At 70.6% G+C, this 24,302-nt stretch carries 20 protein-coding genes and 2 pseudogenes; 6 read left to right on the top strand and 16 right to left on the bottom strand.

The window, feature by feature from the left end; all coding sequences use genetic code 11:
- Window positions 1–2: 2 nt before the first annotated feature.
- The 4 genes from argS (at window position 3) to thrB (ending at window position 5,574) form a co-directional block, all read left to right on the top strand.
- On the top strand, window positions 3–1,670 hold the full coding sequence (gene argS / locus BN4252_RS05885) for an arginine--tRNA ligase (protein WP_066527508.1): 1,668 nt from the start codon (window positions 3–5) through the stop codon (window positions 1,668–1,670).
- Window positions 1,671–1,694: 24 nt separating this feature from the next.
- Window positions 1,695–3,116 carry a diaminopimelate decarboxylase gene (lysA, locus tag BN4252_RS05880; protein ID WP_078056798.1) on the top strand — a complete coding sequence of 474 codons (1,422 nt, stop codon included), beginning with the start codon at window positions 1,695–1,697 and terminating at the stop codon, window positions 3,114–3,116.
- A gap of 129 nt (window positions 3,117–3,245) precedes the next feature.
- Window positions 3,246–4,604, top strand: a complete 1,359-nt coding sequence (locus BN4252_RS05875) for a homoserine dehydrogenase (RefSeq protein WP_066527504.1) — start codon at window positions 3,246–3,248, stop codon at window positions 4,602–4,604.
- A 43-nt stretch (window positions 4,605–4,647) separates the two neighbouring features.
- Entirely contained in the window at window positions 4,648–5,574 is a 927-nt protein-coding gene (gene thrB, locus BN4252_RS05870) for a homoserine kinase (RefSeq protein WP_066527501.1), read from the top strand.
- Window positions 5,575–5,927: 353 nt separating this feature from the next.
- Here the strand turns inward: thrB and BN4252_RS05865 are convergent, their stop codons facing one another.
- The 3 genes from BN4252_RS05865 to BN4252_RS05855 are packed head-to-tail and all read right to left on the bottom strand — an operon-like array spanning window position 5,928 to window position 9,097.
- Entirely contained in the window at window positions 5,928–6,938 is a 1,011-nt protein-coding gene (locus BN4252_RS05865) for a ThiF family adenylyltransferase (protein ID WP_066527498.1), read from the bottom strand.
- Window positions 6,931–7,902: a molybdenum cofactor biosynthesis protein MoaE gene (locus tag BN4252_RS11580; protein ID WP_066527495.1), complete on the bottom strand. Its 972-nt coding sequence runs from the start codon at window positions 7,900–7,902 to the stop codon at window positions 6,931–6,933. Before BN4252_RS11580 ends, BN4252_RS05865 begins: the two co-directional genes overlap by 8 nt.
- A gap of 22 nt (window positions 7,903–7,924) precedes the next feature.
- Complete coding sequence (locus BN4252_RS05855; protein WP_066527488.1) at window positions 7,925–9,097, bottom strand: molybdopterin molybdotransferase MoeA; 1,173 nt, start codon at window positions 9,095–9,097, stop codon at window positions 7,925–7,927.
- 18 nt (window positions 9,098–9,115) lie between these two features.
- Here BN4252_RS05855 and BN4252_RS05850 point away from each other — a divergent pair, with 18 nt between their 5' ends.
- On the top strand, window positions 9,116–9,367 hold the full coding sequence (locus tag BN4252_RS05850) for a MoaD/ThiS family protein (protein WP_066527483.1): 252 nt from the start codon (window positions 9,116–9,118) through the stop codon (window positions 9,365–9,367).
- Here BN4252_RS05850 and BN4252_RS11445 read toward each other — a convergent pair.
- From BN4252_RS11445 to BN4252_RS05815, 9 genes and pseudogenes are all read right to left on the bottom strand, one after another.
- A complete protein-coding gene (locus BN4252_RS11445) occupies window positions 9,364–9,507 on the bottom strand; it encodes a hypothetical protein (protein ID WP_230208655.1) in 144 nt (47 codons plus the stop codon). The genes BN4252_RS05850 and BN4252_RS11445 overlap by 4 nt on opposite strands.
- Window positions 9,508–9,639: 132 nt before the next feature.
- Window positions 9,640–9,741 (bottom strand): annotated as a pseudogene (locus tag BN4252_RS11545) (hypothetical protein); the annotation flags it as partial.
- 80 nt (window positions 9,742–9,821) lie between these two features.
- Window positions 9,822–10,643: pseudogene (locus BN4252_RS11440) on the bottom strand (ABC transporter permease subunit); the annotation flags it as partial.
- 309 nt (window positions 10,644–10,952) lie between these two features.
- Window positions 10,953–11,717 carry a molybdate ABC transporter substrate-binding protein gene (gene modA, locus BN4252_RS05840; protein ID WP_066527474.1) on the bottom strand — a complete coding sequence of 255 codons (765 nt, stop codon included), beginning with the start codon at window positions 11,715–11,717 and terminating at the stop codon, window positions 10,953–10,955.
- 61 nt (window positions 11,718–11,778) lie between these two features.
- Window positions 11,779–12,552 (bottom strand): respiratory nitrate reductase subunit gamma, encoded by a 774-nt coding sequence (gene narI, locus BN4252_RS05835; RefSeq protein WP_066527470.1) that lies wholly within the window; start codon window positions 12,550–12,552, stop codon window positions 11,779–11,781.
- Window positions 12,553–12,567: 15 nt separating this feature from the next.
- The gene (narJ, locus tag BN4252_RS05830; protein WP_078056797.1) at window positions 12,568–13,290 is read right to left on the bottom strand and encodes a nitrate reductase molybdenum cofactor assembly chaperone; all 723 of its coding nucleotides are present in this window, start codon (window positions 13,288–13,290) and stop codon (window positions 12,568–12,570) included.
- Window positions 13,290–15,044 (bottom strand): nitrate reductase subunit beta, encoded by a 1,755-nt coding sequence (gene narH, locus BN4252_RS05825; RefSeq protein ID WP_078056796.1) that lies wholly within the window; start codon window positions 15,042–15,044, stop codon window positions 13,290–13,292. Before narH ends, narJ begins: the two co-directional genes overlap by 1 nt.
- Window positions 15,044–18,778, bottom strand: a complete 3,735-nt coding sequence (locus BN4252_RS05820; protein WP_066527468.1) for a nitrate reductase subunit alpha — start codon at window positions 18,776–18,778, stop codon at window positions 15,044–15,046. Before BN4252_RS05820 ends, narH begins: the two co-directional genes overlap by 1 nt.
- Window positions 18,779–18,811: 33 nt before the next feature.
- Window positions 18,812–20,110 carry an MFS transporter gene (locus tag BN4252_RS05815; protein ID WP_066527466.1) on the bottom strand — a complete coding sequence of 433 codons (1,299 nt, stop codon included), beginning with the start codon at window positions 20,108–20,110 and terminating at the stop codon, window positions 18,812–18,814.
- Window positions 20,111–20,286: 176 nt separating this feature from the next.
- Here BN4252_RS05815 and BN4252_RS05810 point away from each other — a divergent pair, with 176 nt between their 5' ends.
- Window positions 20,287–20,772 carry a molybdopterin-binding protein gene (locus BN4252_RS05810; RefSeq protein WP_066527464.1) on the top strand — a complete coding sequence of 162 codons (486 nt, stop codon included), beginning with the start codon at window positions 20,287–20,289 and terminating at the stop codon, window positions 20,770–20,772.
- Here the strand turns inward: BN4252_RS05810 and mobA are convergent.
- Genes mobA through moaA form a run of 4 tightly spaced genes read right to left on the bottom strand, consistent with a single transcriptional unit; the run spans window position 20,769 to window position 24,278 of the window.
- Entirely contained in the window at window positions 20,769–21,335 is a 567-nt protein-coding gene (gene mobA / locus BN4252_RS05805) for a molybdenum cofactor guanylyltransferase (protein ID WP_316244771.1), read from the bottom strand. The two genes, BN4252_RS05810 and mobA, sit on opposite strands and share 4 nt — an antisense overlap.
- Before the next feature lie 11 nt (window positions 21,336–21,346).
- Window positions 21,347–21,829, bottom strand: coding sequence for a cyclic pyranopterin monophosphate synthase MoaC (gene moaC / locus BN4252_RS05800; protein WP_066527459.1), 483 nt, complete (start codon window positions 21,827–21,829; stop codon window positions 21,347–21,349).
- Between the two features lie 16 nt (window positions 21,830–21,845).
- Window positions 21,846–23,180, bottom strand: coding sequence for a molybdopterin molybdotransferase MoeA (locus BN4252_RS05795; protein ID WP_066527457.1), 1,335 nt, complete (start codon window positions 23,178–23,180; stop codon window positions 21,846–21,848).
- Window positions 23,181–24,278 carry a GTP 3',8-cyclase MoaA gene (gene moaA / locus BN4252_RS05790; protein WP_066527454.1) on the bottom strand — a complete coding sequence of 366 codons (1,098 nt, stop codon included), beginning with the start codon at window positions 24,276–24,278 and terminating at the stop codon, window positions 23,181–23,183.
- Window positions 24,279–24,302: the final 24 nt, after the last annotated feature.

Raw genomic sequence — 24,302 nt, 5'->3', positions numbered from 1 at the left:
CCATGACGCCAGCTGACTTAGCAACAGTAATTAGGCAGGCCACGGTGGACGTACTGGGCCAGCGCGGAATGGATGCCGCCGCCGCGGAATCGACCGTGCCGGAGACCGTGACGGTGGAGCGCCCCCGCAACCCCGAGCACGGGGATTACGCCACCAACGTGGCGCTCCAGGTGGCCAAGAAGGCCGGCATGAACCCGCGCGAATTGGGGCAGTTGCTTGTCGACGTCCTCCTAGCAAACCCCAACATCGCCGCCGCCGAGATCGCGGGCCCCGGCTTCATCAACCTGCGACTCGCCACCGGCGCCCAGGGGCAGCTCGTCGCCCAGATCCTCCAGCAGGGCCGCGAGTACGGCCGTTCGGACCTCTACGCGGGCCAGAAGATCAACCTGGAGTTCGTCTCCGCCAACCCGACGGGCCCGATCCACCTGGGCGGCACCCGCTGGGCCGCGGTGGGCGACTCCCTCGGCCGCGTGCTGGAGGCCTCCGGGGCTCAGGTGACCCGGGAGTACTACTTCAACGACCACGGCGGGCAGATCGACCGCTTCGCGCGCTCGCTGGTGGCCGCGGCGAAGGGCGAGCCGACCCCGGAGGACGGGTACGGCGGGGCGTATATCCGCGAGATCGCTCAAGGGATCGTCGACAAGCACAGCAATGCTCTCGAGGGCACCCCCGAGCAGGTGCAGGAAACCTTCCGCCGCGAGGGGGTGGAGATGATGTTCGCGCAGATCAAGCAGTCCCTGCATGACTTCGGCGTGGACTTCGACGTGTACTTCCACGAGAATTCCCTGTTCGAGTCCGGGGCGGTGGACCGCGCGATCCAGACGCTCAAGGACAACGGCAACCTCTACGAGTCCGAGGGCGCGTGGTGGCTGCGCTCCACCGACTTCGGGGACGACAAGGACCGGGTGGTGATCAAGTCCGACGGCAACGCGGCCTACATCGCGGGTGACATCGCGTACGTGGCAGACAAGTTCGACCGCGGGCACACCCTGGCCATCTACATGCTGGGCGCGGACCACCACGGCTACATCGCGCGCCTGCGCGCCGCGGCCCAGGCGCTGGGCTACAACCCGGAGGCCGTGGAGGTGCTCATCGGCCAGCTGGTCAACCTGGTGCGCGACGGCGAAGCCGTGAAGATGTCCAAGCGTGCCGGCACCGTGATCACCCTCGATGACCTGGTGGACGCCATCGGCGTGGACGGCGCGCGCTACTCGCTGGTGCGCTCCTCGGTGGACTCCACGCTGGACATCGACCTGGATCTGTGGACGAAGCAGTCCTCCGACAACCCCGTCTACTACGTGCAGTACGGCCACGCGCGCCTGTGCTCCATCGACCGCAAGGCGGCCGAGGCCGGCCTGGGCAGCGATGCAGGTGCCGACCTCTCCCTGCTCGACCACGAGAAGGAAGGCGACCTGATCCGCACCCTCGGCGAGTACCCGGGCGTGGTGCGCGCCGCCGCCCAGCTGCGCGAGCCCCACCGCATCGCTCGCTACAGCGAGGAGCTGGCCAGCAGCTTCCACAAGTTCTATGACTCCTGCCAGATCCTGCCCAAGGCGGGGGAGGCCCCCGAGCCCGTGCACGCCGCCCGCCTCGCGCTGGCGCGCGCCACGCGGCAGGTGCTGGCCAACGCACTCGAGCTGATCGGCGTGAGCGCGCCGGAGCGGATGTAGGGGGCGGCCGAGATGGAACAGTGGATGACCCCGGGCCCGCGCGAAGACCAGCCCGCCTCCCAGCGCCCTGGCGCCGGTGCGCCGCGACGCCGCTCCGCGGCCTCCGCCGCGGCGACCACCGAAGCCTTCAACGGGCTGCCCGCCCACGTCTGGCCGCGCACCGCGCGCCGCGAAGAGGACGGAGTGGTCACCGTCGCCGGCGTGCCGCTGACGGAAATCGCGGAGGAATACGGCACCCCGGTGATGGTGGTGGACGAGGATGACTTCCGCTCCCGCTGCCGCGACATGGCCGAGGCCTTCGGCGCGCCGGAGCACGTGCACTACGCCTCCAAGGCCTTTCTCACCCGCCGGGTGGCGAAGTGGGTGGACGAGGAGGGCCTGGCGCTCGACGTGGCCAGCGAGAACGAGCTGCGCATCGCGCTCGCCGCGGACTTCCCGCCGGCGCGTGTCACGGTGCACGGCAACAACAAGTCCGCCTCCTTCCTGCGCCTGTGCGTTCAGGCCGGCGTGGGCCACGTGGTGATCGACTCGCGCCAGGAGCTGGCAGAGCTCGCCGCGATCGCCGCCGAGCTGGGCGCAGTGCAGGACGTGTTCGTGCGCGTGAAGCCGGGCGTGGACGCCCACACCCACGAGTTCATCGCCACCAGCCACGAGGACCAGAAGTTCGGCATCTCGCTCGCCTCCGGCGACGCGTACGAGGCGGCGCGAGACGCCATCGCCTCGCCCCACCTCGAGCTCACGGGCCTGCACGCCCACGTGGGCTCCCAGGTCTTCGACGCCGAGGGCTTTAAGCTGGCCGCCGAGCGCGTGCTGGAGCTCTACGCCGACATCTTCCGCGAGCTGGGCGTGGCGCTGGGCTACCTGGACCTCGGCGGCGGCTACGGCATCGCCTACACCGAGTCCGAGGCCCCGCTCGACGTGCGCGCCGTGGCCGCGGACCTCCTGCGCGAGGTGCAGGAGGTGGCCGATGACTTGGGCATCGCCGCCCCCACCGTGGTGGTGGAGCCGGGCCGCGCCATCGTCGGGCCCTCCACCGTGACGGTGTACTCCGCCGGCGTGGTCAAGGATGTCCACGTCAGCGACACGGCCACGCGCCGTTACATTTCCGTCGACGGGGGCATGAGCGACAACATCCGCCCGGCTTTATATGCATCGCTTTACGACGCCCGCTTGGTCAACCGCTTCGCCGAAGGGGAGCCCACCGCCACCCGCCTCGTCGGCTCGCACTGCGAGTCCGGCGACATCGTGGTGGAGAACGCCGCGTGGCCCGACGACGTTACCCGCGGCGACCTCATCGCGGTGGCCGCTACCGGCGCGTATTGCTACTCCATGAGCTCCAACTACAACGCCTTCGGCCGCCCCGCCGTGGTCTCGGTGCGCGCCGGGCGCGTCACGCCGATGCTGCGCCGCGAGACGGTGGAGGACCTCCTCGCCCGCGAGGCGTAGCCGGGCGACCGCCGCGCGCTGCGCAGAAGCGGGCGCCGGCGTAGTAGACAAAGCTGTACACTTGCGCGCAGCTAAGCGCACAACCAGTCAATGAACGAGACACCAACTAGACAAACGCAAAGGGAACGCATGAGCCTCGAACACGCTGCGGCGGTGGAAAGCAACGGCAACTACCCGGGCAAGGGCATCGGCCAGCCGGTCGGCGTGGCGGTGCTGGGCAAAGGCACCGTCGGCACCGAGGTGCTGCGCCTGATCGCCGAGTTCTCGTCGAATCTCGAGCACCGGATCGGCGGCCCGATTGAGGTGCGAGGCGTTGCGGTGTCGAACGTCGACAAGCACAAGAATGCCCCCGAAGTGCAGGGCCTGTACCTGACCGACGACGCGCACGAGCTGATCGACCGCGACGACGTGGACGTGGTGGTGGAGGTCATCGGCGGCATCGACTACCCGCGCGAGCTGGTGCTCAAGGCGCTGCGGTCAGGCAAGTCCGTGGTCACGGCCAACAAGGCGCTCGTAGCCGCGCACGGCTCCGAGCTCGCGGACGCCGCGAACGAGGCCGGCGTGGACCTCTACTACGAGGCGGCGGTGGCGGCGGCGATCCCGGTAGTGGGCATGCTGCGCCGCTCCCTGGCCGGCGACAAGGTGGAGCGCATCGCTGGAATCGTCAACGGCACCACCAACTTCATCCTGGATGCGATGGCGTCCACTGGCGCGAGCTACGAGGACGCGCTGGCGGAGGCGACGCGCCTGGGCTACGCCGAGGCCGACCCGACGGCGGACGTGGAGGGCCACGATGCCGCCTCGAAGGCCGCCATCCTTGCCTCCATGGGCTTCCACACGCGCGTGACCTTCGACGACGTGTACTGCGAGGGCATCACCAACATCACCGCCGAGGACATCGCGGCCGCCAAGCGCGCGAACCAGACCATCAAGCTGCTGGCGATCTGCGAGCGGCTTTACGACGAACATGGGGAGACCCGCGCCGTGAACGCCCGCGTCCACCCGACGCTCGTGCCCAACGACCACCCGCTGGCCACCGTGGACAAGAGCTACAACGCAATTTTCGTCGAGGCGGAGGCAGCCGGGCGCCTGATGTTCTACGGCAACGGCGCCGGCGGCGCGCCCACCGCCTCCGCGGTGCTGGGCGACTTGGTGGGCGCGGCCCGCAACAAGATCCACGGCGGCCGCGCCCCGGCAGAGAACCCGTACGCGGACTACCCCGTGGTGGGCTTCGAGGAGGTGACCACCCGCTACCACATCAACATGACGGTCAATGACCGCGTGGGCGTGCTGGCGGACCTGGCCCGCCAGTTTGCCAACTCCAACGTCTCGCTCTCCGCGGTGCGCCAGGAGGAGGCCGGCGACGGCGCCCACCTGGTGGTGGTGACGCACCAGGCCACCGAGCGCGACCTGCAGGACATTGTTCGCCGCCTCGCCGACCACGAGGATGTCCGCTCCGTCAACTCCGTGCTGCGGCTGCAGGACTAGCGCGCGCATCCCCCCCACCAGCGAAGAAAGGCAGGCGCACGCCATGGCAACAGATCTCCAACCCGGCCTGAAGGCCACCGTCACGGTGCCCGGCTCATCGGCCAACCTCGGCCCCGGCTTTGACACCCTGGGCCTGGCCGTGGGCATCTACGACACGGTTGAGGTGGAGGTGACGGATTCCGGCCTCGAGGTGGAAATCTTCGGAGAGGGAGCGGATGACCTCCCGCGCGACAACTCCCACCTGGTGGTCAAGGCGATCCGCTCCGGGCTGAAGGCCGCGGACGTGGAGGCGCCCGGCCTGCGCGTGATCTGCCACAACACCATCCCGCAGTCCCGCGGCCTGGGTTCTTCGGCGGCGGCCGCGGTGGCGGGCGTGGTGGCTGCCAACACGCTGGCCGGCTCGCCCCTGTCCACCGACGAGGTGGTGCAGCTGTCCTCCGAGTTCGAGGGCCACCCGGACAACGCGGGAGCCTCCGTGTTGGGCGGCGGCGTGGTGTCCTGGACCGAGATCCCGGTGGACGGCTCCAAGCCCCAGTACCGCGCGGTGCGCATCCCGGTGGACGAGTCCATCCGGGCGATCGCGCTGGTGCCCAACTTCCACGCCTCCACAAACGCCGTGCGCAAGGTGCTGCCCAGCCACGTCACGCACACGGACGCGCGCTTCAACGTCTCGCGCACCGCGGTGATGACGGCCGCGCTGCAGCACCACCCCGAGCTGCTGTGGGAGGGCACCCGCGACCGCCTGCACCAGCCGTACCGCGCCGACGTGCTGCCGGTAACAGCCGAGTGGGTCAACCGCCTGCGCAACCGCGGCCACGCCGCCTACCTTTCCGGGGCGGGCCCCACGGCGATGGTGCTCACCACCTCCCAGGTTGAGAGCTCTTTGCTTGACGACGCCAAGGAGGCCGGCCTCCGCGTCCTCGAACTGGACATCGCCGGGCCGGCCACGGCCGAGCTGAGCCGCTCATAGCAGCTGGGAGCCGAGCGCAGCTGCGAGCGCTGCGCGCCCTCATGGCGATTGTGTGCTAGCACGGGCCGTGTCTGCTAGTGCCCGCCGTGGCGTGCTAGCAGACAGTGAGGCGAGCCCGGCGTTTCCCCAGGTCGCAGCTTGACATAACGACGGATTATGCGTTGTCTGCTAGCGGGCTGCTAGCAGACAACTCGCGGCGTCGTCGAGCGGGGCGGGGCAGGGGGGGGGGGGGGGGGGGGGCGGGGGGCGGGGGCGGGGGGGCGGGGGCGGGGGCGGGCTCTTATACACATCTGACGTATGGGTCACGCGGGGGGCGCGGGGCGGGGCAGGGCAGGCTAGCTGGCGGGACGGGGCTACAGGCCCCGCAGGCGGTTGAGGCCGCCGCGCAGGCTGGCCAGGCCCGCCACGCCGCGGGCCTCGAGCGCCGCCACCGCCTGGGCGGAACGCACGCCCCCGGCGCACACCACCACGGCGCCGTTCTCCAGCTCGGGCGGGGTGGCGCCGGCGAGGATCTCGCCGAGGGGGACGTTGATGGAACCCGGCAGGTGGAAGTCGGCGTACTCCTCGGGCTCGCGAACGTCGAGCACCAGCGCGCCAGGCGCCACCTCGGTGACTTCCGCGGGCCCGCGCGGGGGCTCCGCCCGCAGGACGCTGGCGAGGACCTCGCTGTCCGCCGCCACCGGCACGTACTCCCAGGTGCCGGCCAGCGAGTCGTAGTAGCCGAGGCGGCCAACCATGGGCTCGCCGAGACCGGTGATGATCTTCAGCGCCTCCATGGCCATGGCGGAGCCCACCACGCCCACCAGGGGGCCCAGCACGCCGGCCTGGGCGCAGGACGGCACCGACCCGGGCGGAGGCGGGGCGGGGAAGATGTCCTCGTAGACGGGCCCGCGGCCGGCCCAGAACACCGACATCTGCGCCTCGAAGCCCAGGATGGAGGCCCACACGTGCGGCACGCCCAGGCGGGCGGCGGCGTGGGAGGCGATGTGGCGGGTGTCGAAGTTGTCCGAGCCGTCCAGGATCACGTCGCACCCGGCGAAGGTGTCGAGGGCGTTGTCCCAGGTGAGACGGCGGGCGTGGGTGATCACCTGGACCTCCGGGTTGAGGTCGCGCAGGCGCTGCGCCGCTGAGGCGGCCTTGTCCACCCCCACCGAGGCACTGGAGTGGATCACTTGGCGGTGGAGGTTTGAGGTTGAGACTTGGTCGTCGTCGACAAGCACAATGCTCCCAACCCCCGCCGCGGCGAGGTAGAGCAAGGCCGGCGAGCCGAGCCCGCCGGCGCCGATGACGCCCACGCGCGCGCCGCGGATGCGGGCCTGCGCGTCGGCGCCGATGAGCGTGACCTGGCGCGCGTACCTATCCATCGATGCCCACCCACTGCGTGACGCCGCTAGCCAGCTCCTGCTCCTTCCAAATGGGCACCTCGGCCTTCACCCGGTCCGCGGCCTGCTGGCACGCGGTGAAGGCGTCGCCGCGGTGGGCGGCGGCGGCGAGCACCACGAAGGCCAGCTCGCCGATGGGCACGGGGCCGGTGCGGTGGAAGGCGGCGAGGCGCACCGGGTGCGCGGCGGCAACCTCGGCGCACACGCGCTCCAGCTCGGCGGCGGCGGTGGGGTGGGCCTCGTAGCGCAGGGCGGCGACGCGCGCGCCGCCGTCGTGGTCGCGCACCACGCCGTCGAAGCGCACCAGCGCGCCCATGGCGTGCGTCATCACCTCGCGGGCGGCGCCGGCGGTGAGCTCCTCGAGGGGGCGGTCGGTGACAGTGGAAGTGAACAGCTGCCCGGTCTGGGCGGCCACGTAGGCGGGGTCCGAGTGGGCGGGCCGCGCGCCGGCCGGGTGCGGATCGCCCGCGCCGCGCGTGAGCTCGACGATGTGGGGCAACACGTCCGCGAGCACCGCGCACCCGTCCTTCACCCCGCCCGGGGAGCCGGGCAGCGTCATGACAAAGGTGCGGCCGGCGAGCCCCGCCACTGCGCGCGAGAGCACGGCGGTTGGGGTGTTGGCCAGCCCGCGGCGGAAGAACTCCTGCGTGACGCCCGGCAGCTCCTTGTCCAGCAGGGGAGCGACCGTCTCCACAGTGAGGTCGTCGGCAGTGAGCCCGGTGCCGCCTGAGGTGAGCAACACGGCCGGCGCCGCGGCGAGGGCCTCGCGCACCGCGGCGCCGATCTCCGCGTCTGGCACCACCGTGGCGTCCGGCACCTCGAAGCCCTGGCCGCGAAGGAAGTCCACGGCTGCGGCGCCGGAGCGGTCCCGGTACTCACCGGCTGCGGCGCGGGTTGAGGCGACGATGACTACTGCGTGCTCTTTGGTGTGTTCCCTGGTGTTCATCCCCGCCCACCTTACAAGGGCTCTACACGGCGTAGACCAGCGCCAGCTCGCCCGGGCGCAGGCGCGCGCCTGCCGGCACGCGGATGAGGCAGTCCGCCCCGGCGCCCTGGCTCAGCAGGTGGGAACCCGCCCCGCCGAGCGGGACGGCCAGGCCGTCCTCCACGCGCCCGCGCAGGAACTGCTCGCGCCCCGCCAACCCCTCCACCGGCTCCGCGCCGCCCAGCGGCACCCACACCGGCGCGGGGGCGTGGCCAAGCACGGGCGCGACGTAGAGGCGGAAGCTCACCAGCGTGGATACCGGGTTGCCAGGCAGGCTGATCACTGGCACGCCGCGGAAGCTACTCAGCCCCTGCGGCCCGCCCGGCTGCTGCGCCACGTGGCCGTACCAGCCGTGCGGGAATGCCTGGCGCACCACCTCGAACTTGCCGTGGCTGATGCCGCCGGAGGTCACCACCGCGTCGGGGGCAAGCACCTCCACCGCCTCCGCGGCGGCGCGGCGCAAGGCGTCCGGGTCGTCGTCGGTGCGCAGCCGGCCGGCCACCTCGATGCCGTGGCGGGCGGCCAGCGCCTCCAGCGCCGGGCCGTTCGAGTCCGGGATCGCCGCGGCACCCGGCCGCCCGATCTCCGCGCCGCCGGTGACGACGAGGATGCGCGCGGCCCGGTGCACGGGCACCGCCTCCACGCCCTGCGCCGCCAGCGCCCCCACCAGCGCCGGCGTCACCCGCACCCCGGCCGGCGCGAGCACCTCGCCCGCGGCGATGTCGGTGCCGGCGCGCCGGATGTACTGCCCTGGCGCGGCCGCGGGGGCGCGCACCACCTCGCCGTCCGCCACGAAGGTCCCCGGCTGGCACGTTTCCACCGCCACCACGGCGGCGGTGCCGCGCGGCAGTTTCGCGCCCGTCATCACCGGTGCGGCCAGGCCGGCGAGCCCGTGCGGGTAGAGCGCGTCCGGGTCCGCGCCCGCCGCCACGGTGGGGCCGGTGGTGTACGTGCCCGCCGTGGCGGCCGGGAGCGCGTAGCCGTCCATCTGCGAGTTGTCAAAGGCTGGCGAGTCCCGCACCGCTCGCACCTCGGCGGCAAGTCGCGCGCCCCGCTTCGCCGCGTCGATGGGCGTGGCGCTCACCACGGCCTCCGCGGGGAGGGCGGGCACGAGCTCGCGCACCGCAGCGAGGTGGGCTTCGGGAGTTCTGGCCATGGAAGATACTGTAGTGACATGCGCATCCACTACTTCGCGGCCGCCCGCGCCGCCGCCGGTGTCGCCGAGGAGGAGGTCGGCGAGTACCCCACCTTGGGGCTCTTGCTTGCCGACGCCTCCCTGCGCCACCCTGCCCCCCAGACCGGCCTCACACTCGGCGAGGTGCTCACCCGCTGCACCTTCCTGGTGGACGGCCGCCGCGCCGACCTCGACACCCCGCTGGCCGGCGCCAGCCGCGTCGACGTGCTCCCGCCGTTTGCCGGCGGCTAGGCCAGAAGGTGGGCCGAGAACGCCGTGCTCGGGTCGGCTGCCTCCGCGGCGGTCGGGCGCAGCGCCACCACCTCGCCGCGCTCCATCACCGCGGTGTGGGCGCACAGGGCGGCCACGTCCTCGCGGTTGTGCGTGATCATCACGGTGGTGCGGTCCGCCGCGGCCGCGGCGAGCAGCGCCCGCCACTGGCGCGCTGAGGTGGTGTCGAGGGGGGCGAGGGGTTCGTCGAGAAGCAATGCCCTAGGCCGCGCGGCGAGCGCGCGAACGAGCGCAACCTGGGCAGCCTGGCCGCCCGAGAGCGCGGTGACGGGGACGCCGGAAAGCTGGCTGAGCCCCGCGGCGCGCAGGAGCTCGGCGGCGCGGGGCTGTCGCACACCATTGAGACGGCGCCGAGCGCGGTGGTGGTGGGCGGCAGGCCCGGGTTCTGGGTGAGCAGCACCACCCCGCGGCGGTGCGGGGGCACGGGGCGGGCGCCAGGGGCGTCCAGGACGCGGTCGCCGAGCGCGACGGGAGCATCGGCACGTAGCCGGCCGGCGACGCGCCCGAGCAGCGTGGACTTGCCCGCGCCGTTCGGGCCGATCAGCGCCGTGGTGGCGTGGGCGGGAAACACCGTCTCGCCGATGCGGATCGGCTCCGCGGGCGCGGCGGGGCGGGTGAGGCGGCGCAGCTCCGCGGCGTCGACAGGGCCGGTGGCGCGCGGCTTCGGCCGCGGACGGCGGCGGCGCGCCGCGATGGCCGGCAGGAGCGACACGGCAAGGGCCGCGACCGCGATCCCCACCAGGATGGCGGACAGGCCGTAGGCGGCGCGCTGGTCGATCTCGCGCTCGAGGTAGATACCGAGCGGCAGGGTACGGGTCACCCCTGGCATAGAGCCGGCGAAAGTGAGGGTGGTGCCGAACTCGCCGAGCGAGCGGGCGAAGGCCAGGCCGGCGGCGGTGGCCAGTGCGGGGGCGATGGAGGGTATCACGACGCGCCTGGTCACCACGCCGGGCGGGATGCCCACCGAGGCCGCCGAGTCCGTCACCTCCCGGTCCAGCTGGCGCAGCGCCGCGTCGAGGGTGATCACCACAAAGGGCAGGGTGACGAAGACGTGGGCGGCCACCACCCCGGGGAACGCGAAGGCGAACTGCCATCCCAGGGCGTCAAGGAGCGGGGCGGCGAGGCCCCGGCGGCCGATGAAGGCGGAGAGCGCCAGCCCCGCCACCACGGGCGGCATGGCTAACGGCAGTAGCACCAGCAAGCGGGCCAGCTGGGCGCCGAAGCGGGCGTGGCGCATCCACAGCGCCAGTGGGGTGCCCAGCGCCAGCGACACGGCGGCGGCGATGAGGGAGGACGCCAGCGTCACCCGCAGCAGCTCGCGGGTCTGCGGGGTTTGGGCGATGGCGCCCAGCTCGCCCCACGGCACGCGGGCACCCAGCGCGATGATGGGGGCGGCGAGGAGGAACAGCGCCACCGCGGCCAGCGCCGCGACCGCAGGCGGCGCGTGGGTTCGGGCGGCGCGCAGGGTGTCGCGGTGGGTGTCGCGGTGGGTGTCGCGGTGGTGTGCGGGATCGCGGTGGCGCATGCTTCTTCGGCGGCGCGGGCGCTAGCCCTCGGCGGGGGTGAAGCCGTGCTCGCTCCACACCTTGGCCATCTCCGCGCTGCGCAGCAGCGCCACGAGCTGAGAGGCGTCGCTGTCGCGCGCGGTAGAGGTGACCACGGCGGCCATGATGGCGTTGCGGTAGTCCTCTGCGTGCGGGATGTCAATGGTCTCCACCGCGTCGCCCGCGGCCTGCGCGTCGGTGCGGTAAACAAACGCTGCGTCCGCCTCGCCCGAGGTCACCTTCCCCAGTGTGTCGGTGACGTTGTGCTCGAGGGAGACCGGCTGCACCGAAAGGTTGTTGGCCCGGATCAGGTCCTGGGCTGTGGCGCCGCAGGGCACCTGGGCGTCGCACAGCACCAGGTTCACGCCCTCGCGCTGCACGTCATTCACGCTTTCGATGCCCGCCGGGTTGCCCTTGGGCACCACCAAGACCATCGAGTTTAAGGCCACCTCTTGCGGGGCTCGCGCCACGCCCGCGTCCACGGCGGCATCCATGGAGCGGCGGTCCGCGGTGATCAGCACGTCCGCCTCGGCGCCGTCTTTAAGCTGCTGCACCAGGTCGGTGGACCCGGCGTTGACAAATGTGAGGTTGTTGGGGGAGAGGGCCTGGAAGCCCTCGTTGATCACTCGGGTGGAGGCTGCGCCGAAGACCGTGAAGTCCGGGGTCGCCTCGTGGTCCGTGGTGGGTTCGTGCGGGGAGCACCCGGCGAGCGCCGCGGAGGCGAGGGCGGCCGCGGCGGCCGCCGCGAGGGATCGGGCGATACGCATGGGTTCAACCTAGCATCGCGGAGTGGCTGGCTGAGAGCTCCGGGCCCGCGCCGCTCGGGCGCTACCGGCGGATACCTTCCTTCTTCACCTGGCGGGTGTTGGAGCGGATCGGCTCCCACTGCGCCTCGGTGCGGCGGCCCGTGACGTCGCGGCCGCGGGAGCGGTACACCACGTAGGGGCGGGTGGAATAGCCCACCGGCACGGAGAACGCGTGGACCAGGCGGGTGAACGGCCAGATGGCAATCAGGGTGAAGCCCGCGATCACGTGCACCTTGAACTCCCAGGGCACGTCCACCATCCACTCCGGGTGGGCGTTGAAGATCAGCAGCTGGCGGATCCACGGGGAGATGGTCTCCCGGTAGTCGTAGCCCTCCGCGCCGCCGAAGACCTGGGTGGATACCGTGGCGATGAAGCCGGAGAGGATCGCCGCGGTGAGGAAGATGTACATGATCTTGTCCGACGTCGCCGTGGACAGGAACACCGAGCGGTTGACCACGCGGCGGTACAGCAGCCCGATCAGGCCCAGCACCACCGCGATGCCGGCGATGGTGCCGGGGATGGTGGCAATCAGGTGGTAGGCGTGGTCGTTAATGCCCACCGCGCGGGTCCAGGACTTGGGAAAGGCCAAGCCCATAATGTGGCCGATGATCACAAACATCATGCCCCAGTGGAACAGCGGGGAAGACAGGCGCAGCAGCTTGGACTCGTAGATCTGGGTCGAGTGGGTGGTCCACCCCATCTGGTCGTAGCGCCAGCGCCAAATGATGCCGATGACAAACGCGGCGATGGCCAGCCACGGGAACGCCACCCAGAAGAACTCTTGGATACCGGTCATTGTGTTGTCCTTTCGTCAGTATTGGGGCACAGCCGTGGGGAACGGCAGCGGGGTGGTGTCCAGCCCCACCATCTCGGCGGGCGGGCCTTGGCGGATGAGGTTGATGTAGCGGTCCACGGTCTCCGGGTCCATCTCGGGCAGCGCCATGCACAGCGCGGCGAGCACCCGCTCGTAGGGCGAGTCCAGGCCGGCAAGCGCGTTGCGCAGCACCTCAATGCCGTCGCGGTGGCTGGCCACCATGGCGAGCGCTTGGTCGTGCACGGCGGCGTCGGCAAGCGCGAGCGCCTCGAGCACCACGCACAGGTGGTCCGGCAGCTCCTCGGAGGTTTCCTCCACGCCCAGGGCCTCGAGCTGCTGGCGAAACGCCAGGATCGCCGCACCGCGCTGCCGGGTATCGCCCACCGCGTAGTAGCTCAGGTTCAGCGAGCACCGGCGGCGCTGGTCGAAGGTCTCCACGTAGTGCTCCTGCAGCGCCAGCGGGCCCAGCTGCGCGGCTCGTTTGAGAAACTCGCCGAGCGCGGCCGCTACCGGTTGCGGAAGGAGGGGCAATTGCTTCTCGACGTCCCCGAACAGCGCCCAGTTCCGCGCCTCGGGATAGCGCAGCAGCAGCGACACCGCCATGGCGGCCAGCCGGCGCTGCTCCTCGGTGTGCGGCACCGGTGGCACCGTAGGCACCGCCTGCGCCGACTGCACCGCCTGCGCCGACTGCGCAGCCTGGCCCGCGCCGCGCCCGCGCATCACTGCTCGCCCTCTCGCCGGGCGGCGCCGGAGGAGCCGCGACCCTCCGGCGCGGCACCGGGGCCGCCTTGCGCGGCGCCAGGCGCCGGGACGTCGGGCGTGGGCGAGCCCGGCTCGAAGTGGCCGCTGGGGTTGCGGCGGTCCTCCGGCTCGTAGGTTTCCAGCGGCTTGGTGGGGAACATCGCGTCGGGCCGCTCGCCGGTCCAGGACATGAGGCTCACCTTGCCGGCGGAGGCGTTGCCGGCCTCCTCGTGGCAGGCGGCGGGCGCGCCCATGCCCAGGTTGTCCATCAGCCCGCTGGCCGCGGGGTCCACGCCGCCGTAGGGGTCGAGCTCGGCCACGCCACGCGGCGTCTCGGGGGAGGCGGAGGGGATGACGTAGCGGTCGTCGTACTTCGCCACGGCCAGCAGGTGGTACATGGACTCAAGGTCGTTGCCGTCCATACCCACGGCGGAGGCGATTTCGGCGTTCTGCGGCAGGCCGAGGTTGATGTTGCGCATGTGGGAGCGCATGGCTGCCAGCCGTCGCAAAGCGAGCTCCACCGGCACGGTGTCACCCGCGGTGAACAACCCGGCCTGGTACTCCAGCGGGATGCGCATGTTGGAAATGGCCGAGAGCAGCACGCGGTGGTCCTCGCCGTCCGCGCCAGACTTGGTCACCTGGTCCACGATCGGGGAGAGCGAGGGGATGTACCAGACCATGGGCAGGGTGCGGAACTCCGGGTGCAGCGGCAGGGCCACGCCGTAGGTGAAGATGAGGTCGTAGATCGGGGACTGCTGCGCGGCGTCGATCCAGCTGTGCGGGATGCCGGCGGCCGTGGCCTCGCGGATCACCTCCGGATCGCGCGGGTCCAGGAAGAGCGACTTCTGCGCCTCCAACAGGTCCTGCTCGTTAGGGGTGGAGGCGGCCTCGGCCACGCGGTCCGCGTCGTACAAAAGCACGCCCAGGTAGCGCAGGCGGCCCACGCACGTCTCGGAGCACACCGTGGGCTGGCCCACCTCGATACGCGGGTAGCACAGCGTGCACTTCTCGGCCTTGCCCGTCTTGTGGTTGAAGTAGACCTTCTTGTACGGGCAGCCGGACACGCACATGCGCCAGCCGCGGCAGGCGTCCTGGTCCACCAGCACAATGCCGTCCTCGGTGCGCTTGTACATCGCGCCCGAGGGGCAGGAGGACACGCAGGTGGGGTTCAGGCAGTGCTCGCAAATGCGCGGGAGGTAGAACATGAAGGACTCCTCAATCTCGCGCTTGACCTCCATGTTCAGCTGCTTGAGCACCTGGTCATCATTAACAATTTCCGGCGAGCCGCCCAAGTTGTCGTCCCAGTTGGAGGACCAGGAGACCTTGTTGATGGGGTTGCCCGTGATCTGGGAGACCGGCGGGGCGGTGGGCTGCGTCTTCTGGCCCGCGGGCGCGGCCATGAGCTTCTCGTACTCGTAGGTCCACGGCTCGTAGTAGTCCTCGATGGAGGGCATGTTCGGGTTGTGGAAGATGCTGGCCAGGCGCTTGACGCGCCCGCCCTGCTTCGGTTTCAGCCGGCCCTTGCCGTCCAGCGTCCAGCCGCCGTTCCACTTCTCCTGGTCCTCCCAGGAGCGCGGGTAGCCCACGCCCGGGCGGGTTTCCACGTTGTTGAACCAGATGTACTCGGTGCCCTGCCGGTTGGTCCACGCCTGCTTACAGGTGACGGAGCAGGTGTGGCATCCGATGCACTTGTCCAGGTTCATGACCATGGCGATTTGCGCCATAACTCGCATTAGTACTGCACCTCCTGGGAGCGGCGGCGAACGCGGGTGACTTCGTCGCGGTTGTTGCCCGTTGGGCCGATGTAGTTGAAGTAGTAGCTCAGGTGGCCGTAACCGCCGGCCACGTGGAGCGGCTTGATGGTGATGCGGGTCAGCGAGTTGTGCGTGCCGCCGCGGCGGCCCGTGTGCTCGTTGACCGGGGTGCCAACTGTGCGCTCCTGGGCGTGGTTCATGATCACGGTGCCCTCGGGGATGCGGTGGGTGACAATCGCGCGCGCGGACACCACGCCGTTGCGGTTATAGAGCTCCACCCACTCGTTGTCCTTCACGCCGATCTTCGCTGCGTCGGCCTCGGACATCCACACCACCTGGCCGCCGCGAGAGATGGACAGCACGTGGAGGTTGTCGAAGTACTGCGAGTGGATCGACCACTTGTTGTGCGGGGTGAGGTAGCGCACCGTGATCTCCGGGTCGCCGTTCGCGCCCTGGATGGTCTGGCCGGGTGGCACCTCGCCGTTGAGGCGCAGGCGGTCCAACGGCGGCTTGAACACGGGCAGCTGCTCGCCGTAGTCGATAAACCAGTCGTGGTCGATGAAGTAGTGCATGCGGCCGGATAGGGTGTTCCACGGCTTGCCGGTGGCCAGGTTGAGCGAGAACGCGGTGTAGCGGCGCCCGTCGCGCTTGTCTCCGGACCACTCGGGGGAGGTGATGACCTCCTGCGGGCGCTCCTTGACCTTGTCCCAGCCGAGGCGGAAGTCCTCGGTGCCCTCCCACATCTCGGTGGTGTCGGTGCCCATGAGCTCGCCGAGGTTCTCAAACCCGTTGCGGGCCACGGCGCCGTTGGTCACACCGGACAGGTGCAGGATGGACTCGGCCGCCTTGACCGCTGTGTCCAGCGACGGCCGCGGGCCGGCGCTTTCGGTGTTGACGGTGCCGTTGATGCCGTAGAGCTCTTGCACTTGCTTTTCGACGTTAAACGGCGTGCCGTGCACATTCGTCCCCGCCTTCTCGGTGAGCGGGCCGAAGGACATCCACTTCTCAAACACCTTGGTGTAGTCGCGCTCCACGGGCACGAGCTTGGGCATGGTCTGGCCCGGGATGAGGCCTACCTTGTCCACGTCCGGCACCGCGCCGTTGGCCATCGCCGGGTTGATCTCGTCCGGCGAGTCGTGGTTGAGCGGGGCCGCCACCACGTCGGTTTGTTTGCCCAGCCACTTCACGGACAGGCGCGAGACGGCGTCGGCGAGGTCCCGGAAGATCTCGTAGTCGCTGCGCGCCTCCCACGGCGGGTTGATCGCCGCGTTGAAGGTGTGCACGAACGGGTGCATGTCGGTGGTGGATATGTCGTTCTTCTCGTACCAGGTGGCGGCGGGGAAGACGATGTCCGAGACCAGGGTGGTGGACGTGTTGCGGAAGTCCGTGGTCATCATGAGGTCCAACTTGCCGGCGGGGGCCTCGTCGCGCCAGCGGATGGCGGCGGGGCGGTCGCCCTCGGGCAGCTCCTCGGCGGAGACATCCGAGTCCACGCCGAGCATGTGGCGCAGGAAGTACTCCGTGCCCTTGGCCGAGGAACCCATCAGGTTGGTGCGCCAGTTCAGCAGGATGCGCGGCCAGTTCTCCGGGGCGTCCGGGTCCTCGCACGCGAACTCCATCTGCCCGGTTTCGAGCTGGTTGACAATGTAGTCCTTCACATCCATGCCGGCCTGCTCCGCCTGCTCGGCGAGCAGGAGCGGGTTGCGGTTGAACTGCGGGTAGGACGGCATCCAGCCGCGCTTCATCGCCTCCACCAGCGTCTCCGAGAGGAACTTGCCTTCCGACGCCCCCTTGCGGGCCAGCGGCGAGGACAGGCGCGACGCCTTCGAGTTGTCGTAGCGCCACTGGGAGGTGGTGAGGTAGTAGAACCCGGTGGTGATCATCTGGCGCGGCGGGCGGTTCCAGTCGTTGGCAAAGGCGTACTGGCTCCAGCCGGACTGCGGGCGCAGTTTCTCCTGGCCCACGTAGTGCGCCCAGCCGCCGCCGTTGACGCCCTGGGTGCCGCACATGGAGGTCAGCGCCAAAAAGGTGCGGTAGTGGGAATCCGCGTTGACGTAGTGGTTCACGCCGGCGCCCATGATGATCTGGGAGCGGCCGCCCGAATCCAGGGCGTTCTGCGCGAACTCGGTGGCGATGCGCTCGATCTGGGCCACCGGGACGTCGGTGAGCTCCTCGGCCCACGCCGGGGTGCCCATCTCCGTGGCGTCGTTGAAGTCGCGCGGCCAGGAGCCGGGCAGGTGAAGGTCCGGCCGGTTCACGCCGTAGTGGGCGAGCATGATGTCGTAGACGGTGGTAACCAGGCGGCCGCCCACCTCGCGCACCGGCACGCCGCGGCGGGTCACGCCGGCGCCGATCGGGCCGTCGGAGTCAATGGCCTCGCGCGAGGCGTCCAGGTCGAAGCGCGGCAAGGCGATCTCGGCGGTGCGGTACTCGCCGGTGTCCGCGATCGACATCACCGGGTCCACGCCCTCGTGGTTCAGGTTCCACTTGCCGGGGTCCGTCTTGTAGTGGTCCGCCAGCGTGCCGCCCGGGTCCACCACGGTGCCGTCCGCCTCCATGTTCAGCAGGCGGTAGTTGGCGTTGTCGGTCTCCGCGAGGGGATCGCCTGCGAGTTTGTCGGCGGTGAGGAACTTGCCGGGCGAGTAGGAGCCGTCGGCAAGCTGATCGAGCTCGACCAGGAAGGGCGCGTCGGTGTACGAGCGCATGTAGTCCATGAACTGCTCGGGTGCCTGCGCCACGTGGAACTTGCTCAGGATGACGTGGCCCATGGCGAACGCGAGGGCGCCATCGGTGCCGGGGGACATGCGCACCCACTCGTCGGCGAATTTGGCGGCGTCGTTGTAGTCGGGGGCGACCACCACGATCTTCGCGCCCTTGTAGCGCACCTCCGTCATGAAGTGCGAGTCCGGGGTGCGGGTGACCGGGATGTTCGAGCCCCACATCATGAGGTAGCTGGAGTTGTACCAGTCACCCGATTCGGGCACGTCCGTCTGGTCGCCGAACGTTTGCGGGGAGGCGGGCGGCAGGTCCGCGTACCAGTCGTAGAAGGACAGCATCGCGCCGCCGATGAGGCCGAGGAAGCGGGTGCCGGCGGAGTAGGACACCTGGGACATCGCGGGGATCACGGTGAAGCCGGCGATGCGGTCCGGGCCCCACTGGCGGATGGTGTACACGTGGGCCGCGGCGGCGATCTCGATGGCCTCCTCGTAGGAGACGCGGACTAGGCCGCCCTTGCCGCGGGCGCCGACGTAGGCGCGGCGCTTCAGGGCGTCCTCCTGGATGGCCTTCCACGCGAGCACCGGGTCGCCGTCGTGGGCCTGCTTCTCCTGCCGGTACATCTCCAGCAGCGCGGAGCGCACGTACGGGTAGCGGATGCGCGTGGGGGAGTAGGTGTACCAGGAAAACGACGCGCCGCGCGGGCAGCCGCGGGGCTCGTACTCGGGGAAGTCGGGCCCGGTGGTGGGGTAGTCCACGGCCTGGGATTCCCAGGTGATCACGCCGTCTTTGACGTAGACCTTCCAGGAGCACGAGCCGGTGCAGTTCACGCCGTGGGTGGAGCGCACAACCTTGTCAAAGGACCAGCGGTTGCGGTAGAAGACGTCCGCCTGGCGGCCGCCCTGCAGGATGATCTGCTGGCCGGACGGGGTGACCTCGCCCTTGCGCACGAAGCCGCCGAGGTCGAACAGCGGGTTGGGGGATTTGGTGTCGGACATGTGAAACGGGTTTCCTCTCGGATCAGTGCGGGATTAACCCGGGAAGGGGGCGTTCGGGCGGGCGTAGAAGATCCAGGCGAGCGAGGTGGCGATGGCGAAGTACACCACGCAGCCCCAGAAGAAGGTGGTGGCCGGCATCATGGTCAAAAGCACGCCCACGATGAAGGGGCCGAAGGCGGCAATCGCGCCGGTGAAGCCGATCACGCCGCCGGCCTGGCGCTTGGGCAGGATCATCGGCATCTGCTTGAAGGTGCCGGCGTTGCCCAGGCCGGCGAAGAAGGACATGACGATCATGGTGATGTAGAACGGCAACGCCGCGTTGCCGCCGCGGGCGAGGAAGATCGCGGCGATGGCGGCGGTGACGGTCATGCCCGCGCCGCCGATGAAGGTCCAGATTGCGCCGCCGTACTTATCGGCCAGCGGGCCCCACAGGGCGCGCACCACGGCGCCGACCATGGCGAAGAGGAAGGCCCAGCCCAAAAGCCCGGTGGCGCTCTCGCCGAAGTTGTTCTTCATCAGCAGCGTCAGCTGGGCACCGAAGCCGGCGAGGGCGCCGAACGTCATCACGTAGATGATGGTGAGGATCCAGGTGTTCTTGTTGCCGAAGATGTCGATCTGCTGGCGGAAATTCGCCGTGACCGGGACGTCCTTGAGCATGGTCCACGCGAGGACGGCCATGACGATCACCCACGGGACGAAGAAGCCTGCGACGTTGTAGAGGTTCATCACCTCGCCGGTCTCGGTGTTGTGCATGGTTTCCAGCCCGCCGAAGCCGAACAGCGTGGTGCCGATGAGGAACGGAGCGCTCAGCAGCACAACGGACATGCCGAGGTTGGACAGGCCCGCCTGCAGGCCGAGCGCGGTGCCGGACTTGGACTTGGGGAAGAAGTAGCCGGTGGACGGCATGAAGCCGGAGAACACGCCGCCGCCGATACCGGTCATGAACGCGAGCAGCAGGAGCACGGGGTACGGGGTGTCGTTGCGCACCGCGAAGAACCAGCCGACGAGCGGGATGAGGAAGAGCAGGGTGGAGAAGGTGACCAGCTTCCGGGTGCCCATCACCGGCGGCAGGAACATCCAGATCAGGCGGAAGATACCGGCGGCGAGGCCGGAGCTGGCGGTGAGCCAGTAGAGCTGGGAGGCGCTCAAATCAAAACCCACCTCATTGAGGTGGGGAGCGATGGCCGCCACCAGGTACCAGGTGACGAAGCCGAAGAAGAGCGCGATGGTGGAGATCCAGAGCGTGCGCCAGGCGATGCCGGAATCCCACTTCTCCGGGTCCTCCGGGTCCCAGCCGTGCAGCACTCGTTGTGATGTGTCGATGGTCGACATAGGGGTGCATCCTCTCAAAAGGTAACGGATGTTTCCCCTTCGAATTTAGCGCCTCTGACCTGCTACTCTCAATTTTAAACCGGAAAAGTTTAGAAATAATTAGCGCACATTAACGTGACGTAAATGCGGCCCGCCGGAGACCCCGGGGCTGTACGCAGCGGAAAGGCTCGAGGAACGTGCAACAAGTCAAACCGACCGCCCGGATCATCGTGGTCTCGGACCGCGTCCACGGGGGTGATCGGGAGGATTCGACTACCCCTGTCGCCGAAACGCTGCTGGCCGAGGCGGGCTTCCACGTCGCCGGCGCGCAGGTCGTGCCGGAGGGGAAAGAGGCGGTCTCGGCCGCACTGGATCAGGCGATCGCCGCCGGCACGAACCTGATTCTCACCTGCGGCGGCACCGGGCTCGGGCCGAACAACCTCACCCCCGAGGCAACGCAGGAGCGCATCACCACCCGCCTGCACGGCGTGGAGACGCAGATTCTGCTCACCGGCCTGAAGCACTCCGACCGGGCGGCGCTGTGCCGCGGCGTAGTGGGCCTCACCTCGCGCGAGCCGGGCGGCAGCCTCATCGTCAACTCGCCCGGGTCCCGCGGCGGCGCCGCCGACACCCTCGCGGTGGTGCTGTCGCTGTGGCCCAGCATCGCGGAGTGGCTGGTTTAGAGCTCCACCTCGCCCAGCGCGGCCAGCTCCGCCGGCGAATCGTAATCGCGCTCGGCACCGGTTCCGGGGACGAGCGCAAGCTTGTCGACGCCCCCGAGCAGCGCCTTCGCCGCCACATCACGCGCCCCCACCCGGTCGAGCTGCGCGGCGAGCACCTCGCGCCGCCACACGGCGCACAGCGGTTGCACGTGGCCGTCTCCGGCCTCGACCACGGCCGCGTCCGCGCCGCCGGCCACCGCCTCCACGAGCGCGGGCAGAAGCGCCGCGGAGTTCGGCGCGTCCACGGCCAGGACCGCCACCAGCTCGGTCTCCAGCGCATCGCACCCGGCCGCGATGCCGGCCACGGGCCCGCCGAAGGGCGGGTCCTCGCAGATGGTGGGCATGCCTAAGTCGAAGGGGGAGACCACCACCCGCGGGCTCGCCGCGGGCAGGGTGGCCAACAGCGCGTCCACAAGCCGGGTCCCGTTCACGCGCACGGCGGCCTTGTCCGCGCCCATGCGGGTGGAGCGCCCGCCGGCGAGGATGATGACGCCGAGCTGGGTGGCGTCGACAAGCAATTGCACCTCAGGTCGACCTACGCCTCGCCCGGCAGCTCGCGGGACCAATCCCCGGAGCGGCCGCCGGACTTGGCCGTGATGCCCGTGCGGCGGATGTAGGCGGAGCGGTCCACGCCCTTGACCATGTCGATCACGGCGAGCGCGGCGACGCTGACGGCGGTGAGCGCCTCCATCTCCACGCCGGTGCGGTCCGCGGTGCGCACCGTGGCCTCGATAAAGACGTGGTCCTCGCGCAGCTCAATGTCCACCGCGCAGCCGTGCACGCCGATGGTGTGGGCCAGCGGGAGCAGCTCCGGCACGCGCTTGGCCGCGGCGATGCCTGCCACGCGGGCCACGGCGAGCACGTCGCCCTTGGGCACAGTGCCGTCGCGCAGCGCGGCGATGACCTCGGGCGAGCAGGCCACCTCGCCCTGGGCGGTGGCTTGGCGGACGGTGGGCTGCTTGGCGGTCACGTCGACCATGTAGGCCTCGCCGCCGGAGTTGAGGTGGGTGAACTGCATGGCTCACGACCCTACTTCAGGCGGGTGGGCGGGTGGGCAGCACGCTCACGGTGCGCGGCGCGCCGCGTGGCGCCGGCGTCTCCCGGGCATCCTCGGCCGGCGGCAAAACAACCAGCCCGTCCACGCCGGCGAGCGATGCCACGCGGTGCGAGCCCGTGCCGGAGAACGCGGGCTGGGCGCACGGGTGCGGGCCCGCGAAGTCCAGGCGCACCGGCACCACCAGGCTGCGACCGGGAAGTGGGGCGGGGAACCCGGCACCCACCTCGGCGGCGAAGCGCGGGCGCTCATGAACGCGCAGCCCCCGCGTGTGCCCGGCGAACGCCCGGATCAGGGGCACGAGGTAGAGGTGCGCGGAGACGAAGGCCGCCACCGGGTTGCCCGGCAGGCAAAGAAGCGGCGCGCCTTTGTACGTGCCGATGCCCTGAGGGCCACCCGGGCGCTGCGCCACGTGGCCGAACCACATACCGCCCGCGCCCTGGGTGGTGGTGCGGACCACGTCGAAGGCCCCGGCGCTGACCCCGCCGGACGTCACCACCAGGTCCGCGCCCGCAGCGGCGCGGTCGAAGGCCTCCGCGAAGCCGTTGGCGGCGGAGGCGTTGCCAGCCGAAACGCCAGCCGAATCGCCCGCCTGGAAGGTGCTCACCTCGCCGGCGCCGGCGGCGCGGGAGATTGCCGCGAGCATGGGCAGATTGGAGTTTGGGATCTGCGCGCCGGCGATGTCGCCCGGCCACGCCACCAGCTCGTCACCGGTGCTGATCACCGCTACCCGCGGGGCGGCGTAGGCCTCCACCTCGCGCACCCCGGTGGCCACCAGCGCGGCGAGCGTGGCCGCGTCGAGCACGGTGCCCGGCTCGGCCACGGTGTCGCCGGCTCGCACGTCGCATCCGGCGGGCCGCACGTGCGTGCGCGCCGGGTCGAAGCGGCGGATGGTTACCGCGTCAGGCAGGGGTACGGGGCCGGCGGGAATGTCGGTCTGCTCGACGGGGACCACGGCAATGTCGTCCCCCGGCGGGACGGGGGCGCCCGTCATCACCCGCACGGCGTGGCCGGGCGGGCACGCAATCGCCGCGCTCCCGGCGGGGATGTCGCCGGCCACGGGCAGCCGCAGCCCGCCGGCATCATCCGCGCCCGCCTCGACAGCGCAAGCCTCGACAGCGCCAGCCCCGCCCGCCAGGTCGGCCGCGTGCACCGCGAAGCCGTCCATGGCGGAGTTGGCAAAGGGGGGTACCGGCAGCCGCGCCGCCACTGGGGAGGCGAGCGCGAGCCCGGAGGCGTCGACAAGCGAAAAGCTCTCCAACCGCGGGCGCGCGAGCGCGAGGGCGGCGTCGGTGTGCTCCGCGATGGTGCGCATTTAGCCGCCGATCTCGCTCATGAGCCGCTCCGGTTGCAGGAAGCCCGGGTCGTCGATGCCGTGGCCAGGCTTTTTGCGCCACATCGCCCCGGCCCACGCGTCCGCGAGCTCCGCGTCGGAGGCACCTGCGCGCATGAGATCGCGCAGCGAGACCTCATCGGCCTGGGAGGAAAACAGGCAGGAGCGCACCGCGCCGTCGGTGGTCAGCCGCGTGCGGTCGCACGCGCCGCAGAACGGGTGCGTGACGGAGGCGATGATGCCCAGCTTGCCGCTTCGCGCGCCGTCGGAGACGTCCCACAGCGCGGCGGGGGCGGCCCCGCGCGGCTCCGCGGCCGGGGTGAGGGTGAAGCGCCGCCCCAGCCGCTCGAGGATCTCGCCGGCGGTGACCATGTCCGCGCGCCTCCAGTGCTCGCGGGGGCCCAGCGGCATCTGCTCGATGAACCGCAGCTGCAGGCCCTTGTCCAAGGCAAAGTCCACCAGGTCCTCGATGCCGTCCTCATTTATGCCGGGCATAACCACCGCGTTGACCTTTACCGGGGTCAGGCCCGCGGCGAGCGCGGCGTCGATGCCCGCGTAGACGTCCCGGATCCGGTCCCGCCTGGTCAGCTCCGCGTAGAGCTCCGGGCTGGTGGTGTCCAGCGAGATGTTGATGCGGTCTAGCCCCGCCGCCTTCAGCCCCTCGGCCCGCACGGCCAGGCCGAGCGCGTTAGTGGTCAGCGCGGTGGTGGGCGCCACCCCCTCGTCGGTGCGCAGCGCCTTGGTGGCTCGCACGATCGCTTCCAGTGACTTGCGCAGCAGCGGCTCGCCGCCGGTGAAGCGCACCTGCCGCACACCAAGCGACTCCACGGCGAGGCGGATCAGGCGGATCACCTCGTCGTCGGACAGGGCCTGCTCGGTGGGCATCCAGTCCAGCCCCTCGGCCGGCATGCAGTAGGTGCAGCGCAGGTTACAGCGGTCCGTGAGGCTCACGCGCAGGTCGCGCGCGGTGCGCCCGTACGCGTCATCGAGCGTGCGCGCGGTGCCGGGGCTTGTGCTTGTCGACGCCCCCGTGCCCCCCGCCGCCGCTACCGGGGTGGGAAGGAATTGAGGTGAGACCATAATGCTCACCATGATAAACGGCGC

Source organism: Corynebacterium bouchesdurhonense (genome assembly GCF_900078305.2).
In the GTDB taxonomy this organism is placed as follows: Bacteria; Actinomycetota; Actinomycetes; order Mycobacteriales; family Mycobacteriaceae; genus Corynebacterium; species Corynebacterium bouchesdurhonense.
The sequence above is the reverse complement of the archived record's forward strand: the minus strand, read 5'-3'. Positions and strand labels throughout refer to the sequence as shown.

What these genes read in the sequence shown, in the direction of transcription:
- argS (WP_066527508.1), top strand. Translation starts at nt 3, where the DNA reads ATGACGCCAGCTGACTTAGCAACAGTAATTAGGCAGGCCACGGTGGAC.
- lysA (WP_078056798.1), top strand. Translation starts at nt 1,695, where the DNA reads ATGACCCCGGGCCCGCGCGAAGACCAGCCCGCCTCCCAGCGCCCTGGC.
- BN4252_RS05875 (WP_066527504.1), top strand. Translation starts at nt 3,246, where the DNA reads ATGAGCCTCGAACACGCTGCGGCGGTGGAAAGCAACGGCAACTACCCG.
- thrB (WP_066527501.1), top strand. Translation starts at nt 4,648, where the DNA reads ATGGCAACAGATCTCCAACCCGGCCTGAAGGCCACCGTCACGGTGCCC.
- BN4252_RS05865 (WP_066527498.1), bottom strand. Translation starts at nt 6,938, where the DNA reads ATGGATAGGTACGCGCGCCAGGTCACGCTCATCGGCGCCGACGCGCAG.
- BN4252_RS11580 (WP_066527495.1), bottom strand. Translation starts at nt 7,902, where the DNA reads ATGAACACCAGGGAACACACCAAAGAGCACGCAGTAGTCATCGTCGCC.
- BN4252_RS05855 (WP_066527488.1), bottom strand. Translation starts at nt 9,097, where the DNA reads ATGGCCAGAACTCCCGAAGCCCACCTCGCTGCGGTGCGCGAGCTCGTG.
- BN4252_RS05850 (WP_066527483.1), top strand. Translation starts at nt 9,116, where the DNA reads ATGCGCATCCACTACTTCGCGGCCGCCCGCGCCGCCGCCGGTGTCGCC.
- BN4252_RS11445 (WP_230208655.1), bottom strand. Translation starts at nt 9,507, where the DNA reads ATGATCACGCACAACCGCGAGGACGTGGCCGCCCTGTGCGCCCACACC.
- modA (WP_066527474.1), bottom strand. Translation starts at nt 11,717, where the DNA reads ATGCGTATCGCCCGATCCCTCGCGGCGGCCGCCGCGGCCGCCCTCGCC.
- narI (WP_066527470.1), bottom strand. Translation starts at nt 12,552, where the DNA reads ATGACCGGTATCCAAGAGTTCTTCTGGGTGGCGTTCCCGTGGCTGGCC.
- narJ (WP_078056797.1), bottom strand. Translation starts at nt 13,290, where the DNA reads ATGCGCGGGCGCGGCGCGGGCCAGGCTGCGCAGTCGGCGCAGGCGGTG.
- narH (WP_078056796.1), bottom strand. Translation starts at nt 15,044, where the DNA reads ATGCGAGTTATGGCGCAAATCGCCATGGTCATGAACCTGGACAAGTGC.
- BN4252_RS05820 (WP_066527468.1), bottom strand. Translation starts at nt 18,778, where the DNA reads ATGTCCGACACCAAATCCCCCAACCCGCTGTTCGACCTCGGCGGCTTC.
- BN4252_RS05815 (WP_066527466.1), bottom strand. Translation starts at nt 20,110, where the DNA reads ATGTCGACCATCGACACATCACAACGAGTGCTGCACGGCTGGGACCCG.
- moaC (WP_066527459.1), bottom strand. Translation starts at nt 21,829, where the DNA reads ATGCAGTTCACCCACCTCAACTCCGGCGGCGAGGCCTACATGGTCGAC.
- BN4252_RS05795 (WP_066527457.1), bottom strand. Translation starts at nt 23,180, where the DNA reads ATGCGCACCATCGCGGAGCACACCGACGCCGCCCTCGCGCTCGCGCGC.
- moaA (WP_066527454.1), bottom strand. Translation starts at nt 24,278, where the DNA reads ATGGTCTCACCTCAATTCCTTCCCACCCCGGTAGCGGCGGCGGGGGGC.